The sequence below is a fragment of the Paenibacillus sp. 2TAB19 genome (assembly GCF_052115185.1).
GTDB lineage: Bacteria > Bacillota > Bacilli > Paenibacillales > Paenibacillaceae > Pristimantibacillus.
The window spans coordinates 52,947-69,109 of the sequence record NZ_JBFRGE010000009.1 but is presented as its reverse complement, the minus strand read 5'-3'; the positions used below and the strand labels follow the sequence as shown (position 1 = coordinate 69,109).

Annotated in this window: 12 protein-coding genes; 7 read left to right on the top strand and 5 right to left on the bottom strand. The window is 49.2% G+C overall.

Annotated elements, in window-relative coordinates; genetic code table 11:
- Positions 1-82: 82 nt before the first annotated feature.
- Together AB4Z33_RS06130 and AB4Z33_RS06125 are read right to left on the bottom strand one after the other, a co-directional pair.
- Entirely contained in the window at positions 83-961 is an 879-nt protein-coding gene (locus tag AB4Z33_RS06130; protein WP_442049068.1) for an alpha/beta fold hydrolase, read from the bottom strand.
- Positions 962-1,055: 94 nt separating this feature from the next.
- Positions 1,056-1,478, bottom strand: coding sequence for a MarR family winged helix-turn-helix transcriptional regulator (locus AB4Z33_RS06125; RefSeq protein ID WP_442049067.1), 423 nt, complete (start codon positions 1,476-1,478; stop codon positions 1,056-1,058).
- A 137-nt stretch (positions 1,479-1,615) separates the two neighbouring features.
- Between AB4Z33_RS06125 and AB4Z33_RS06120 the strand changes: the two genes are divergently transcribed.
- From AB4Z33_RS06120 to AB4Z33_RS06100, 5 genes are all read left to right on the top strand, one after another.
- Positions 1,616-3,082 (top strand): MFS transporter, encoded by a 1,467-nt coding sequence (locus AB4Z33_RS06120; RefSeq protein WP_442049066.1) that lies wholly within the window; start codon positions 1,616-1,618, stop codon positions 3,080-3,082.
- A gap of 202 nt (positions 3,083-3,284) precedes the next feature.
- Entirely contained in the window at positions 3,285-3,560 is a 276-nt protein-coding gene (locus AB4Z33_RS06115) for a DUF2277 domain-containing protein (RefSeq protein WP_442049065.1), read from the top strand.
- Between the two features lie 182 nt (positions 3,561-3,742).
- Positions 3,743-5,608 carry an assimilatory sulfite reductase (NADPH) flavoprotein subunit gene (locus AB4Z33_RS06110; protein ID WP_442049064.1) on the top strand — a complete coding sequence of 622 codons (1,866 nt, stop codon included), beginning with the start codon at positions 3,743-3,745 and terminating at the stop codon, positions 5,606-5,608.
- 33 nt (positions 5,609-5,641) lie between these two features.
- Positions 5,642-7,366, top strand: coding sequence for an assimilatory sulfite reductase (NADPH) hemoprotein subunit (cysI, locus tag AB4Z33_RS06105; protein ID WP_442049063.1), 1,725 nt, complete (start codon positions 5,642-5,644; stop codon positions 7,364-7,366).
- Between the two features lie 92 nt (positions 7,367-7,458).
- Positions 7,459-8,433 carry a VOC family protein gene (locus AB4Z33_RS06100; protein WP_442049062.1) on the top strand — a complete coding sequence of 325 codons (975 nt, stop codon included), beginning with the start codon at positions 7,459-7,461 and terminating at the stop codon, positions 8,431-8,433.
- Here AB4Z33_RS06100 and AB4Z33_RS06095 read toward each other — a convergent pair.
- Together AB4Z33_RS06095 and AB4Z33_RS06090 are read right to left on the bottom strand one after the other, a co-directional pair.
- Entirely contained in the window at positions 8,420-8,929 is a 510-nt protein-coding gene (locus AB4Z33_RS06095) for a C1q-like domain-containing protein (RefSeq protein WP_442049061.1), read from the bottom strand. The two genes, AB4Z33_RS06100 and AB4Z33_RS06095, sit on opposite strands and share 14 nt — an antisense overlap.
- 171 nt (positions 8,930-9,100) lie before the next feature.
- Positions 9,101-9,643: an NADPH-dependent FMN reductase gene (locus AB4Z33_RS06090; RefSeq protein WP_442049060.1), complete on the bottom strand. Its 543-nt coding sequence runs from the start codon at positions 9,641-9,643 to the stop codon at positions 9,101-9,103.
- 192 nt (positions 9,644-9,835) lie between these two features.
- On the opposite strand from AB4Z33_RS06090, the gene AB4Z33_RS06085 reads away from it, so the two are divergent.
- On the top strand, positions 9,836-10,945 hold the full coding sequence (locus AB4Z33_RS06085; RefSeq protein ID WP_442049059.1) for a glycosyltransferase: 1,110 nt from the start codon (positions 9,836-9,838) through the stop codon (positions 10,943-10,945).
- 134 nt (positions 10,946-11,079) lie between these two features.
- On the top strand, positions 11,080-11,598 hold the full coding sequence (locus AB4Z33_RS06080) for a hypothetical protein (RefSeq protein WP_442049058.1): 519 nt from the start codon (positions 11,080-11,082) through the stop codon (positions 11,596-11,598).
- A 51-nt stretch (positions 11,599-11,649) separates the two neighbouring features.
- Here the strand turns inward: AB4Z33_RS06080 and AB4Z33_RS06075 are convergent, their stop codons facing one another.
- Positions 11,650-16,059 carry a DUF7507 domain-containing protein gene (locus tag AB4Z33_RS06075; protein ID WP_442049057.1) on the bottom strand — a complete coding sequence of 1,470 codons (4,410 nt, stop codon included), beginning with the start codon at positions 16,057-16,059 and terminating at the stop codon, positions 11,650-11,652.
- Positions 16,060-16,163: the final 104 nt, after the last annotated feature.

Here is a 16,163-nt window from a genome sequence, read left to right as displayed (position 1 = left end):
TGTTCAGAAACGAGACGAAGGCTATCATGCAAAGTCCTAACAGACTTTGCATGATAGCCTTTTCTTATTTCTAAATCGTGATTTAGTCCCGGCCTGCCTCATACAGCTTCCAAGCAACTTGCTTCGGTTGTGTCTTAGGTGTCGTCATATGATCGCCAGGCATCTTAATGAGCCTATGCAGACCGAGTCTGTTCGACATAAGCGGGTGGAAGCTGTATTGGTCGGTCTGGGGAAGTAGATTGTCCGTGGTTAAATACAAATAGCTCTTAGGCGTAGGGAGACTGTAAAACTTCTTGAGATCAAGCTTCGTGAAAGCAGGGACTGCTGGCTCGGGAGTAGTTGTGCGATACAGCTGTTCTGCGAGCTGGAGACTGGCTAAGTTCGTGAAGTTTTCCCGGAAGAGCGGGAAGGGGAGTGTAATCGTGTCGTCTTTGGAGCTCTGTCTAAGCTGCTCGAACAGCGCAAGCGCCTGAGGTGGGAATTGTTCGGACAAGCTTTGGCCGTCCTCCAAGACGAAGGCGTTCATGAAGACAAGCCGCTTAAGCCGATCTGGAATTCGTTCGGCTACCTTCTGGATAACTGTCCCGCCGAAGCTATGGGCAACGAGAACAATATCCTTCAGTTGATGCGATACGATATCGTTCGTCACGGAGTCGATAATCATCTGATGCGTGACATTTTTATTGGGATCAGAGCCGTGACCCGGCAAATTCGGCGTATAGACGGCGTGGCCCATTCTTCTTAACTGCTCGGCAATGGGATGCCAGAAGGTGGCATCTGCCCAGGAGCCGTGCACAAGCACGAAGGTTAGCCGCTGGATGTGCTCATACCCGATGCTTGTATCCGATACTTGAGCATTTGTTGGCCAGGCTAGTAGAGGTAGCATGGGGTAACGATTGTGTAACGGGTTATGCACGTAGCCAACATTAGAGTAGCCATATGGATATGAATATGGATGCATGTTCATTATTCCTTCCGCGTGTAGATGCTCCACTATATGCCTAGTTGTGCGGATAGGTAAATGATTTCACGCAAATGATTACAAAGAGGCTTCATTACTCATGAAACCCTTGTCGTATTTTCTGGAGCAGAGAGATGATCTGATCTTCCTCTTCGTTATTCAAATGCGAAAGCATCACTTTGTTCGTTTCGTCCAAAATGCGCTGCAGCGTAGGCCGAAATTGCTCAGCCTTAGACGTAGGGTATACAAGCAGCGATCTTCGATCGTTAGGATCTGGCTTCCGCTCGATATATCCCTCCGATTCCAAATGCTTGAGCGATCTAGCGGTTGTCGCCTTATCGAAATTCAATTGTTGGGTCAATTGATCCTGATTTACCCCCGGTGTCCCAAGAACTGCTTTCAAGAAGCTATACTGGCCGCCGCTTCCGATCCCGTAGGGAGTAAAATGCTTATTAAGCTCCTTCTGATTTTGCCTGTGAATATAAGAAATTAGCTTGCCGATCGGTTCATTTTTCAACTTGACACCTCATTCCACTAACGTCTGCCGTTAGTTTAACTGAATTTTGTTGCGCGCGCAACTAACTGGTGATACAATAACGTCGATAATAGTTGCGCACGCAACAAATTGCGAATCACATATAGGAGGCGTTTTAAATGAAGACGAATATGAGCACTTATCAAGAGGACGCCGCCGTTCAGAAGAAACGGTGGATTATCCTTATCGTCCTTAATTTATTCACGTTTATGGCGACGTTGGACGGCAGCATCGTTAATATTGCATTGCCGGCGTTATCGGATGACCTCGGTCTGCCTATTGCCGAGATTGAGTGGGTAACGACAGCTTATCTCATGGCGATATGTGCGGCGATCCTTTTCTTCGGCAAGCTTGGAGATATGATTGGCAAAATAAAAGTGTTCAAACTCGGTACGGTCATCTTCATCATTGGATCGCTGCTCTGCGGATTCAGCGAGTCGCTGCCTTTCCTTATTGTATCCAGAGTTATTCAAGCAATAGGCGCTTCGATGACGATGGCAAACAGCCAAGGCATTGTTACTGATATTTTCCCAGCTAAGGAACGCGGCAAGGCGCTTGGATTAATAGGCACTTTCGTCTCGCTTGGCAGTATTGCGGGACCGAGTCTAGGTGGCATTATCGTTTCCTCGATCGGGTGGGAATATATCTTTTGGGTTAATGTGCCGATCGGCCTTATTGCACTCGTAATGGGCTGGAAGGTGCTGCCTGTCGACTTGGTCAAAGTAAAGTCCAAGATCGACGTTCCTGGCAGCTCCATGTTCGCGCTCTTCATCCTTACCTTGTTCGCCGGTCTATTGCTTGGGCAGCAGACAGGTTATGGAAATGCATGGATTATTATATCGTTAGCCGTTGCAGCAATTGCATTCGTGGTATTCTTACGGATCGAGGCAACGAGGGAAGAGCCGTTGCTTCAATTGTCTCTGTTCAAAAACCAGATGTTCTCGGTCAGTATTCTATGCGGTTTCCTTGTTTTCGCTTCGAACTTCTGCGTGAACATCATTGCACCGTTCTATACGCAAAATATGTTGAACTTATCGCCATTCGAGGCAGGACTGCTTCTCATGCTGCTTCCAATATGCATGGTTGTCGTTTCTCCCCTAAGCGGGGCGTTGTCCGACAAGATCGGTTCGGAGCTGCTCACTTTCGCCGGGCTTATCGTAATGTTCATCGCTCAGTTTGGCTTGGCTAGACTGCATGAACGAAGCTCCATTTTATTAGTAGGACTTTGGATAGGAATGATCGGCATCGGAAGCGGCTTGTTCCAATCGCCGAACAATTCGCTTATTATGTCGCAAGTTCCGCGTACGCAGCTCGGATCGGCTGGCAGCGTCAATTCGCTTGTACGCAATGTCGGCATGGTTGTAGGCATAACATTAGCAACTTCTATTTTATTCCACGTCATGAGCAGGGAAGCCGGATACCGGGTTACAGGTTTGGTCCCGGATCGTCCGGAGCTGTTCTTAAGCGGCATGCACACCGTATTCACCGTGTCGGCATGTATATGCCTCGCAGCAGCATTGCTGACTGGTTGGAGAATGTACAGCTCTTATTCGGGCAAGCGGTCGTTGTCCAGAGCTAAAGGATAAAAGTCAAGTCGAATCCACACTAATCTTGTAGGAAATGGCTAGATTACAGCAGCAGAATGTAGTAGGATGTAGTAGTGAAGTCGGATAAGAAGAAACCGCTGACGGCGTCCTTTCTATAGACGCCAGCGTTTCGTCGAAACGTATAGAAAATATATGAGAAAATCATATACTTTCCTGTACGTCAAGGAATGGGGAATAGTCGATGTGCAGAAATATTAAGACGTTATTCAACTTTGAACCTCCGGTCGCTGATTCAGAAATTCATGAAGCTTCGCTTCAATTCGTTCGGAAGCTGTCTGGCTTTCATACGCCTTCCAAGGCGAACGAAGAAGCATTTCATAAGGCAGTCGATGACATAGCAGTCATAGCGCGGCAGTTAATGGATTCTCTCGTTACGAGCGCCGAACCGCGCAATCGCGAGGTCGAGCAGGAGCGTGCGCGCGAGAGAAATCTGAAGCGTTTTGGACCGCAAGCGTAACCTTCCATTTGAAGGGAATTGCCTTTTATCAGAATAACTAATAATAGTTATAAATTCATTTAAATTGCCCGCATAGCGATAGTTATGGTACGGTCATGTAATGAAAGATTCAATGCGATTAATGTCGAATAATGAAAAAAATGAAGCAATTCTAAACAGGAAGCTGCGCGAGGTGGATACTATTGGAAATCCAGGCAACAAACAGTCCGTTTAATCAAGAGCAATCAGATTGGCTTAACCGTCTTCTGCCGACTCTGACGGATTATCAACGTATTTGGTTAAGTGGTTATTTATCGGCTGCGCAAAGCGCTGCCTTGGTCTCGGCGGGTTCGGCTGTTGCGATAGCAGAAGCTCCGCAAGCTGCAGGCCAAGCTCAAGTACAGGCACTCGCACCCGTTGCCAAAGACGTGACGATCTTATTCGGCTCGCAGACGGGCAACAGCGACAAGCTGGCGAAGAAGATGGCGAAGCGTTTGGAAGGCGAAGGCTTCGAAGTAACAACGGCTTCGATGAACAGCTTCAAGCCTAACAATCTGAAGAAAATCAGTCATTTGCTGATCGTCGTAAGTACGCACGGCGAAGGCGAACCGCCCGATACGGCAATTTCATTCCATGAATTCCTGCATTCCAAGCGCGCTCCGCAATTGGAAGGTTTGCAGTATTCGATACTAGCGCTAGGCGATACGTCTTATGAGTTCTTCTGCCAAACCGGCAAAGACTTCGACAAACGCCTCGAGGAGCTAGGCGGTACAAGACTTGTCGAACGTGCGGATTGCGATGTTGACTTCGATGAGACGGCTACGGAATGGATGTCTCAAGTATCTGGCGCATTAGCGAAGCTAGTGCAAGCGCAATCTGGCGTTGCAACACAAGCGGCGGGCAGTGCAGTCGGTCAACCGGCAGCGGTTGCAGTTGAATCGGAATATTCGAGAGCGAATCCGTTCCAAGCGGAAGTGCTTGAGAACTTGAATCTGAACGGGCGCGGCTCCGACCGTGAGACTCGCCATGTTGAAATATCGCTGGAAGGCTCCGACTTGACTTATGAGCCGGGCGACAGCATCGGCATCATACCTGAGAACGACTCGGCTCTTGCCGACGAGCTAATCGCTTTAATGGGTTGGAAAGCTGACGAGAAGGTAACCGTCAACAAAAATGGCGAGCAGCGTGCATTGCGTGATGCGCTGATCTCTTATTATGAAATTACTGTATTGACGAAGCCGCTGCTTAAGCAGTTCGCTGAGACAACTTCTAATGCAGAGCTGACAGAACTCGTTGGCGAAGGACAAGAGCAGAAGCTTAAGGCATACCTTAATGGACGCGACTTGATCGATCTTGTGAAGGATTATTCGCTTAAGGGATTGTCTACACAGTCATTCGTCTCCTTGCTTCGCAAAATCCCAGCTCGCTTGTATTCAATCTCAAGCAGCTTGAACGCAAACCCTGAAGAAGTGCATATTACCGTTCGTTCGGTTCGTTATGAGGCGAACGGAAGAGAGCGCAACGGCGTCTGCTCGGTACAGCTTGCAGAACGTGTAGCTGCGGGCGACAAGCTCCCGATCTTCATTCAGAACAATCCGAACTTCAAGCTGCCGGAGAGCACGGACACGCCGATCATTATGATCGGACCTGGTACAGGCGTCGCTCCGTTCAGAGCATTCCTTGGCGAACGCGAAGAGGCAGGGGCAGAAGGCAAATCGTGGCTGTTCTATGGCGATCAGCATTTTGCGACGGATTTCCTATATCAAGTGGAATGGCAGCGTTGGCTGAAGGACGGCGTATTGACGCGAATGGACGTAGCATTCTCCCGCGATACGGCAGAGAAGGTATACGTTCAGCATCGGATGCTCGAGAAGGGCGAAGAGTTGTACAAATGGCTTCAAGAGGGCGCTCACGTCTACGTATGCGGCGATGAGAAGAGAATGGCGCATGACGTACATGCAGCCTTGCTTGAGATCATCGGACGTCACGGCGGGTTAAGCCCGGAACAAGCAACGGAATATATGGCACAGTTGCAACAACAGAAACGTTATCAGCGGGACGTCTACTAGACGTTTCCTGATCGCGAGGGGAGAATAGCAAGCATGTCGAAAAAAGAGTTTTATCCTCCGCACGATGCTCCGCATAGCGACGTCGAGCATATCAAAATTCGAAGCAATTACTTGCGGGGTAGTCTTGAAGAGACGCTGAAGGACCCGATTACCGGTTCGATTCCTGAGGATGACAACCGTCTCATGAAGCATCACGGCAGTTATATGCAGGATGACCGCGACTTGCGGAACGAGAGAGCAAAGCAGAAGCTTGAGCCGGCGTATCAGTTCATGCTGCGCGTACGCGCTGCAGGCGGCGTTGTTACACCGGAGCAATGGTTGATGATGGATACCGTTGCACACAAATATGCTAACGGAACAATCCGTCTAACGACGCGCCAATCGTTCCAACTGCATGGCGTCCTGAAATGGAATCTCAAGAACACGATTCGCGAAGTGAATGATTCGCTGCTAAGTACGCTTGCGGCTTGCGGCGACGTTAACCGTAACGTCATGTGCAACCCGAATCCGTATCAATCCGACATTCATGGCGAAGTGTACGAGTGGGCGAACAAGATCAGCACGCATTTGGATCCGCGTACGAGAGCATACCATGAGATTTGGCTTGACGGCGAGAAGGTCGTAGACAGCCTTCAAGACGGCGAAGAGCAAGAGCCGATCTACGGCAAAGTGTATTTGCCGCGTAAGTTCAAGATCGGTATTGCCATTCCACCGTCCAACGATGTTGACGTTTACTCGCAGGACCTTGGTTATATTGCGATCGTCGAAGACGGCAAGCTGAAGGGCTTCAATATTAGCGTTGGCGGCGGCATGGGGATGTCCCATGGCGATCCGAAGACGTATCCGCAAGTGTCGAAGGTCATCGGCTTCTGTACGCCGGAGCAGGCTATTGACGTTGCAGAGAAAACCGTTACGATTCAACGCGATTATGGTGATCGCGCCGTTCGTAAGCACGCGCGCTTCAAATACACGATCGACGATCGCGGTCTCGACTGGTTCGTTAATGAATTGCATGAGCGTCTTGGCTGGAAGCTTGAAGAAGCACGTTCGTTCGAATTCGATTCCAACGGCGATCGTTACGGCTGGGTCAAAGGCAGCAACAACAAATGGCATTTGACGCTGTTCATTCAGAACGGTCGTGTCATGGATAACGGCGACAACCGTCTGATGACAGGCTTGCGCGAAATTGCCAAGATCCACACCGGCGACTTCCGCTTAACGGGTAATCAGAACTTGATTATTGCCAATGTCACTACGGCGAACAAGAAGAAGATTAAGGCGCTGGCTAGCGAATATGGCTTAACAGACKGCCTTCACTTCTCCGCGTTGCGTAGAAATTCAATGGCATGCGTGTCGCTTCCGACTTGCGGACTTGCAATGGCGGAGTCGGAGCGTTACCTTMCGACGTTGATGGATAAGCTCGATCCGATGCTGGAGGAGCTTGGCCTTAGAGATCAAGAAATCGTCATTCGTATGACGGGCTGCCCGAACGGCTGCGCTCGTCCGATGTTGGCTGAGCTTTCGTTCATCGGCAAAGCGCCAGGCAAATACAATATGTATTTGGGCGGAAGCTTCACGGGTCATCGTTTGAACAAGCTGTACAAAGAGAATATCGGAGAGGCTGAGATTCTCGATTCCCTGCAGCCGATCTTTGCTAGATACGCACAGGAACGCAAAGCCAACGAGTACTTCGGCGACTTCGTTATCCGTGCCGGTTATGTACCGGAAGTGCTGGATGGGCAGCAGTTCCATGCTTAATCAATAAGCTTCACCTCTGAACCCGTGAACGATATGCTTCACGGGTTCTTTCTGTATAATAGAAGCTATAAGGAATAGAAAGGAAGATAAGCATGAAACCGATTATTGGACAGCATCATGTATCGATGTTTACGAAGAACGCTTCAACGAACGTGGCGTTCTATACGAAAGTAATGGGCTTGCGATTTGTGAAAAAGACGGTTAATCAGGACAATGTGGGGATGTATCATCTATTCTACGGGGATAAGCTCGGATCGCCGGGGACGGGGGTTACTTTCTTCGAGCTGCCAAATGCCGGGCATGCACGCAAGGGGACGAACAGCATATCCTCTATCTCGCTAGCGGTACCAAGCGATGATGCGCTGTCCTTCTGGAAAGCTCGTCTTGAAAGCAGCCAAGTGTCGGTTGGCGATATCGTTCATGAGGAAGGACGAGCTTCGCTGACGTTTTCTGACCCCGACGATCTCACCGTCCATCTCGTCTCGGTCCAAGGCGACAAGCCTTACCCGGCATACGCTGCATGGCAGGTTGAAGATATTCCTGCTCATAATGCCATAATTGGCCTTGGTCCGGCCGTATTGAGCGTGAGCGAAAGTGCTAAGACGATTGATGTGCTGGAGCGGCTATTAGGATACAAAAAAACCCGCAGCGCAAAAGCGTTGGGGGATGGGGGGCATGATGTATCGATCTTCGAGACAGGTAAGGGCGGTCTCAGCACGGAAATTCACGTGAAGGAATCGGCGCTCGAAGACAAAGCAAGGCCGGGACGAGGAAGCGTGCATCATGTTGCGATTCGAATAGCCAATAAGGAAGAACTGGAAGGATGGGCATCCCGCATAGCGGCTGAAGGTTTCAAAAACACAGGAATTCTCGATCGTCATTTCTTTACTTCGTTCTACTTCTGGGATCCAAACGGCATCGTATTCGAGCTTGCTACAGACGAAGGTCCAGGCTACGAAGTGAGCGATGATACCAACGTATTGCACGAGCCGTTATCGTTGCCTCCGTTCCTGGAAGGAAGGCGCGAAGAAATCGAAAGCAAGCTGCGTCCAATTATTGAGTTCTAGAACCTTCGAAGCGTGTGCCGAATGGCTCAATGACTCCACTTCCCGCACTAACAACCGCAAGTACGGCAACGCGTTCGCCAGCTCTGAGATTCGCTATGCCAGCTACGTCCAATTGATTGCCGTTGATTGGATCAATGGGTTCCGAGTCGAATTGAATGTCTCGACTTCCTGCGACAATAGCTAGTGATACGACACCAGCATCTTCCGTTGAAGGCCGATAATTCATGCTTGCGAAGAAGACGTAAACGCCGCTCCGCTTCGGAGTGAAAATGGAGGTTGCTGGATTGTATTCGTTCGCAAGGTCGAACAGCTCTCGATCAAATAACACTTGAACTACACCTGTGCTACCGATGGGTTGTGCATCGGTTGCGATCGCCGAGAAGGCAGACCCTTTCCTTCTGCACAGTACGGGGCGCTTCGTGTGCCTTTTTGGCCCGCATTTTTTCTTCAACCCGCTCGTCAGCATTTTTTTGCGCAATGCTTGCTTGTTGATCATAAACATTCCTCCCATATGATAGTTGCTATTTCTAGCAATGCTATATGATATGAAAAAATGATAGACTAGCTTGGGTGTTCCTATGAAAAACGCAAAAAAACATCGCCTATGTATTAGGCGATGTTTTTTTGATATTGACTGCTTTTAGCAGCAGAAAGGCTTCTGCCTGGCTTATTGACGAATCGTCTTGAGAGCGCCGCTCCATGCAAGCACTTGATCGAGCATGCCGTTCACGTTCGTTAGATGCAGATCGGCAGGCTTGAATACCGAGCCGTTCTCGAAGTCGGTGAAGAGGGAAAGAGCCGGATGAACGCGAACGTCCGCTACGGAAAGCTCGCCAAGGATGCCTCTCAAATGTTCAGCAGCGCGAGCTCCGCCAACAGAGCCATAGCTCACAATGCCGGCAGCTTTATTGTTCCACGCATCGCGCGCGTAATCAAGCGCATTCTTGAGCGCTCCTGTTATACTATGGTTGTATTCCTGAACGATGAATACGAAGCCGTCAAGGCTGGCTAGCTTCGTATTCCAAGCTGTCGCTTGCTCTGTAGCGTCTTCTTCGCCCAAGAGAGGGAGCTTGTACTCAGCAATATCAACAATCTCATAGTTCGCGTCGCCGCGTTGGTCGGCAATGCTCTTCACCCATTCGCCTACTTGAGGACTGACGCGTCCTTGGCGTGTACTGCCTAGAATAATACCGATATTGAGTTTAGACATCGTTACTCTTTTCCTCCTCGATTGGCTTCATTTTGTTATTCATCCGATGATCACGCTTATAGCCGACTCATCTAGTATGAATAAACTCATTATATCATCATGCCTTGTAAGAAGGAAATTATTCATGTTTTATATTAAAATCCCAACTTTCTGAAGCAGACGTACAGACATAACAGGTATCGGCTCCATAACATGAATGAAGAGAACGCGATTGGAGGAGATGCCGTTTTGATTACGATAAGCTTATGCATGATCGTTCGTAACGAGGAGCAGAAGTTAGGCAGATGCTTAAGCACGGTTGCCAACGCGGTCGATGAAATCATCATCGTGGATACGGGCTCCACGGACGGCACGCTAGCAATAGCAGCACAGTATACGAAGCGTATTTATCACTTTGAATGGATTAATGATTTCGGCGCGGCTCGCAATGAATCGTTTCGTTACGCAACAAAAGATTATATATTATGGCTTGATGCGGACGACTGGCTGGATGAGAGGGAGCGAATCAAGCTTGAGTCGCTTAAGGAAGAGCTGGATTCAGCTGTCGATGCCGTAATAATGGATTATTGGCTGGATTTCGATCCGCTTGGGCAGCCGACAACGGTTGTTAAGCGACATCGGCTTGTAAAGAGGTCTCGGCAATTCAAATGGYATGATCCCGTGCATGAGCAATTAGCAGTTCAAGGTAATGTTATATTATCAGATATCGCAGTCTGTCATGGACGGGTTCATTCGAATAGTGATCGGAACTTGCTTATCTATGAAGCCTTGCTTGAGAAGGGCACGAAGCTAAATAGCAGGCAAACGATGCAATATGCGATGGAGCTTATGGCTAATCACCGTTATGAGCAGGCAATCGCAAGCTATGATTCTATTCTTGGGGATTCATCAGGTCACCATGTAATAAAGCTGGAATGCTGCGGTAGAATGGCACATTGCTTCCATGAGCTTGGTCTAAAGGAACAGGAACTAGAGGCGTTGCTAGCATCATTCAAGTACGATCAGCCGCGCGCGGATTACGTATGCCGTATCGGATATTTTTATCAAGAAAACGGACACTATGAAAAGGCTGTTCGCTGGTATCAAATAGCGCTAAATTTAGAAATGCCGGAAGGCAGGTTATATAGTATGAATCTAGCGGCATGGACTTGGCTTCCGCATCTTCAACTCGTCTATTGCTATGGCAAGCTCGGGCAATTGGCGCTCGCTTATGAGCACAATGAAATCGCATTATCTTACTCGCCGAAGGATCCGAATCTGCTAACTAATAAGGAACTCCTGATGAAGCACATGAGCAAGTAAGTTCATATCCGATGGATCAGACTCTATGACTCTATTAATATTACGACCAATTAGACGAATGCCGTCTCTATGAAATGCTGATCTCCATATGATATAGAAAGCTAGATCTATTATGCTTTCAAGGAGGAGTAGGCATGACTTTCAAAGGAGCAGTGAAGTCAAAGCCCGCCTGCAAAACAATCGTCGTCAAGAAGACGACGAGCAAGCAGGTCATTCGCAAAGGGTGCGGCGGCAAAAAGTTCAGGGGACGTAAATCTGCCTTTATTGCGGTTTCAGGTGCCGATCAGCAATTAAACATGGGGCCATTCACGCAGGTGCAATACCAAGTCGAAGAAGTCGATCTGAACAACGAGTACAACCCTGCGACATCGACGTTCCGTCCGAAACAAGCAGGCATTTATTCGCTAGTGGCAAGTGTAGCACTCTCCGTCATCACGATGATAGACATTGAAATGACCTTGGAAATCCGCGTGAACGGACTCGCTAGAATATCTGACCGCGAACATTTCATCCAAGGGGATAATCTGATCGATGCTTCAGGGCTTGTGAAGCTGGAAGCTCGCGACAGCGTTCAAGTATTTGCAAGGGCAGTCGGTAATAACGGCATAATCAGCAGAGGCGTGGAGACACATTTTCAAGGCGTTAGAGTTTAATGAATAGGTATGAAAGGAAGACGGCTGCCGTGATGGCAGCCGTCTTTGTCATTATTCCTCATCCTCCGGTATGACAAGTACCGATGCTTCGGCTTCTTTCGGACCGGCATTTTCTGCTATGCCTCTTGCCGGGCTAACGATGAGCAGATCATCCTCGACAAAAGGAGTCGTGAACGGCACTCGTATTTGTATGACATTCCCAACGTGAAATTTTCTCGATCTTAATACAAGTTCAAGCAGCGGAGCGGTCAAAACGAAATTTACAAGCGTAACGTTGCCGATATTCGTTACCGTAATGGTGAAGTAGACCGTCTCTTCCGACTTGACGACCTTTCTGTCGACGGTTTCTGTGATGGTGAAATCGGCAATCGTCTCCGTAATGACGGAAGCTGGCGCTTGCTCGAAAGGCGTCTCATCGGAGAATGCTGTTGCCGTGTCCGTATATAGATTTCCGCTAACGGCATTCGCGGGAATAAGGAAAGGTCTGACGAATACACGGCTCTCGCCAGGGGCCAGCTCGTCGAACGATATTTGCAAGTCGGTTAAATCGTCATACACGCGCACGTTATGCAGCGTAAAGCCGGAAGTATTCGTGACCGTAATCGTGAAGAAGACGGTCGTCCCTGGCGGCGCGACTGGTTGATTAACGACATTCGTGAGCTGCAGAAGGAAATGCGGCACTGCAATTCGAACATCTGCCTCGGCGCTAACCGGATTCGCTTGAGGCGATGTGACGACAACCTCGTTGCGGATCACGGTTCCTTGGTTTGAATCAACCGGAACGGTATATGAAATGGCAAACAGTTCTCTTTGTCCAGGAGCAAGCGCATCCAGATTTTGAACGGTGCCTGTCAAGCTGTCTACGACCATAATGTTCGTCGCTGAAGAGCTGCCGATATTCGTTACCGAAATGGAATAGATGATCGTGCTTCCTGGCGTAGTCACATTGCCGTTAGGAATTTTCTCGACGCGCAGAATCGTTCCCGTAAGCTCCGGTTCAACGACGACATCCGCTTCGGCCAACTGGGTCGGTGATTGATCCGACGAGCAGGAGCAAACATTATGAATGACCGTGCTGGTAGTTACGTTTGGCATCGTCTGTGCGATATTCCGAGTGATGGTGGCGCTTCCTGGGAGCTCGGCAATGATTTCATTCAAACCTAACGCGTTGTCAATCAGATGAACGTTCGTTTGCGCTGTGCCAAGGGGATTCGTGACGGATATCGTATAAATAACGGTGTCCCCTGGAAATGCGAACGACAGATCCACGGATTTTGCAAGCAATAGACCGGAAGCGATGACGGTTACGATCGCTTCGGCTTGAACGGTACCTGCTTCGGGAGATTCAGCGGTAATCAGATTGTCGATGATGGAACCGATCCTAGCATCCAATGGGACGGCATAGGAGGTGGTGAACGTAATGATTTGCCCTACCGCGAGCGCTTCAATCTTCGTGTCTATTCCGAGCAATGGATCGGATAGCCTTGTCGGACTAAGCGGAACATTGCCAAGATTGGCGATCATTATTTCATATTGGATTGTACCTCCGGGTACGACAGTCGGGCGGTCGGCAATTTTGCGAAGCCCTAAACCGGGAGTAACAATCACTTCAATCTCAGCGCTGGAGCGCACGGAATCCGTCTGATCGGAAACAGCCGTCGCCGTGTTTGTATACCGATCAGGCGGAAGCTCCAGCGGAATCAGAAACGGATATACGATCGTCGTCGACTGCCCTGGCATCAATGAGGGGATTGTCGTATCTAGACCGATAATGGGGTCTGCAACTTTAATATTCGTTAAAGTTATATCTCCCGAATTCGTAACAAGAAAAGAAAACTCAAGGGCTGTGCCAGGTGTAATCCTGCTTTGGTCAACGGTTTTCGTCAGCGACAGTCGCGGTACGCCTTCAACGAGAACGGACACCGCAACCGTTATAGGCGGCAAGGAGTCAGCTTGTGTCGTTGCCGTATTCAATATAGTGGAGCCGATAACTGYATTGTCTGGAATGACGTAAGGAAAGTCCGATGTGAGCGTTGCTCCAACAACAATTCGTTCAATCGTTGTATGGATGCCTAGCAGTTCATCCGTAACGAGCACATTGACAAGGTCGACATTGCTATCGTTCACGGCAGTTAAAGTGAAAATGACCGTCTCGCCTGGACGAGCAACGTTTTTGTTGACGGTTTTGCTGAACTGCAAGGACGGCGTTCTCTCGATCAATACCGTTGCCGTAGCGGTTAAGGGATCGGGGAAAGCGGCGCTTGTTAAAAATACGACGTTTTTGAAAGGACCTTCAGCCGTGCCAGCCGGTATAGTAAATAGGGAGGGCATCGTAAATTGCTGTAGAGGTTCTAGCTCTTTAATTACGAACTCAATGCCAAGAAGCGGGTCTTTGACGATAAGGTCCGTTAAGGTTAAAGTGCCTGTATTCGTTACGACCACGAAATAAGTGACTTGATCGAGCGGTTTGGCTGTGGATCTGTCGGCGAATTTGTCGATGGTTACTCCCGCTATGGGTGCGCACTTGCACGCAACGATCGGCGTTTGGAAGAAAAGCGATTGCGGTGCTGAGCTATAATCGATCACGGCCGTTGCGCTTTCGTAATGGTTAGGAAGAGTATAAGAAATAGAGGTCTGAGCGTCCGTATTGGTGTGCAGATGGTCACCATTAGCGAACCGATTGAACGTAATTTTGTAGCTTAACGTAACGGTCGTTGTACTGTCTTGAGCCAGCAAACCAAGCGGATATGTCCCGAAATTGAGCGCAAAGCCGCCATTTACGAAAATATTATCGCCTACATCCGGCAGCAGGGGAGCTTTAGGATAGACGGTATAATCAGGGTTGCCGGGGTCAATGATAACGGGCTGATTAGGCGATCTCAGCTTCAAACCGTCTCTCGTGCCGCTTATGACTATTGAGCCCGGCACGTAGTCGAATAAAGCCGTGTTGATGAGGTCGTAGACGGTGAGTAGACTTCCCGCATACAAATTCAAAATATCTTGTACGAGAAAGGCAAGCTCGGCAGCAATCTGCGATTCGGGATCATCCGTATTGGCTTCACGGAAGAAGGAAGGGGCGGTTACCCAGCTTTTCATAAGTTCGATGACATTTTGCCTCGTATACGGTCCAGGTGTCTGCGCATCAATGTTAATGCCTAAAGCATATAGCTTCACATTGCCATCGCCTGAGTCTGTGAGCTTGGAGGATATCGCTTGCGACCGCTGAGAGGCCAGAATGATTTCATTGAAGGTCGCCGAACGATTCGAGACTTCAGCCACCAGCGTTGGCAGCGTCTGCTCTAAATAAAGAAAATATCTCCATGGCTCGCCCGGCACGGCAGGAAAGAAGGTGGCGTCCGTATTACCGGGCGCCGCATACACCCCCGGATAGGCTGGGTTGAGGGAGCGGTTCGCCTGACCATCCGTTATGAGAATGACGACTCGCCGGTTAATATCGTCGGATTGTGCGAATCCAGGTGTTTGGAATAGCTGGTAGGAAGCCTGAAGTCCGGCCTCCGTATTGGTGTCTTCAGAGTACGGGATTGCCCAAACAAGATTTTGGAGTATCGAATTGTTCGCGTAGCCGTCCTCGTCCATGCTGTATGTTAGTTGGATCGGAGTTAGCGGCGTGCCGCTCGCAACGGCATTTATTTGATTGTTCGTGTATGCCGTAGGTTGAGGCGTGTAGACATTCGTGATGTAACTGGACAATACGGTRTCTGGAAGCGGATTGCCGTCGTCATCGTAAATGTCGCTGTATCTGATTTGGTAGTAATTATAATAGTTATAGAGACTGAGCTCTGCGCTTGCAGCCAAAGGTGCCGTCTGGGTAAGGAATGCGCTCATTTCCGTCACGGAGACAAACGATTGGTTGCGGTAGCCGAGAATTTGACCGATGTAATGGGTGCTGCCCGGGGGAGGTCCCGAGCTCCTCCTCCAAGTAAATAAGGTGCCTTCGTATTCGTAGCTTAGTCCGGTTGACGGGCTAGGATTGGGACGGAAAGCGTCGCGCCCGTAAGGTATGATTGTAATTGTCGTATCGCGATTGGCTGCCCACATTTGATTAATGGTATTAATCATCGCTCGCTTAGCTTGCACGAATTTCRTGCTGGCGGCAGACATCATGCTTGAAGTGACATCCAGCACGAAGATGACATCCAAGGAATGCGGCGGAAAATATTGAAAGGCGGCAGGATGTCCTTCGATGTCAAGTGTGACAGTAGCCGTACAATCGCACTCTTCCGAGCTATCCAATACCGCTCCTTTGGAAATACGGAGCAGGTTATTGAATGCGATGTTGCCGCCAACGCCTCTATTAAGCGCTGCATCGTATACGATCGACTCTCCCGAGCCTATCCAATAACCGGCATCCGCGGGGGTGTCGGATTCCCGGAAGTTGTCGTACCCCCCGACGTTCACTGGATTTTGCTTGCCTGGACCTTGGAAGGGACATGGTTCCATCGTTTCACATCCTTTCTAACTGCTTCAGATCTCGATCCTAGCGTAATGGCGTCACACTCTGACCGTCCGTTCGTGCTTTTCTACTTACCATTTCTATGAACGAG

Excerpts from the sequence above, each read along its gene's own strand:
- AB4Z33_RS06130 (WP_442049068.1), bottom strand. The coding sequence starts at position 961 with ATGCATCCATATTCATATCCATATGGCTACTCTAATGTTGGCTACGTG.
- AB4Z33_RS06095 (WP_442049061.1), bottom strand. The coding sequence starts at position 8,929 with ATGATCAACAAGCAAGCATTGCGCAAAAAAATGCTGACGAGCGGGTTG.
- AB4Z33_RS06080 (WP_442049058.1), top strand. The coding sequence starts at position 11,080 with ATGACTTTCAAAGGAGCAGTGAAGTCAAAGCCCGCCTGCAAAACAATC.
- AB4Z33_RS06120 (WP_442049066.1), top strand. The coding sequence starts at position 1,616 with ATGAAGACGAATATGAGCACTTATCAAGAGGACGCCGCCGTTCAGAAG.
- AB4Z33_RS06115 (WP_442049065.1), top strand. The coding sequence starts at position 3,285 with ATGTGCAGAAATATTAAGACGTTATTCAACTTTGAACCTCCGGTCGCT.
- AB4Z33_RS06090 (WP_442049060.1), bottom strand. The coding sequence starts at position 9,643 with ATGTCTAAACTCAATATCGGTATTATTCTAGGCAGTACACGCCAAGGA.
- AB4Z33_RS06100 (WP_442049062.1), top strand. The coding sequence starts at position 7,459 with ATGAAACCGATTATTGGACAGCATCATGTATCGATGTTTACGAAGAAC.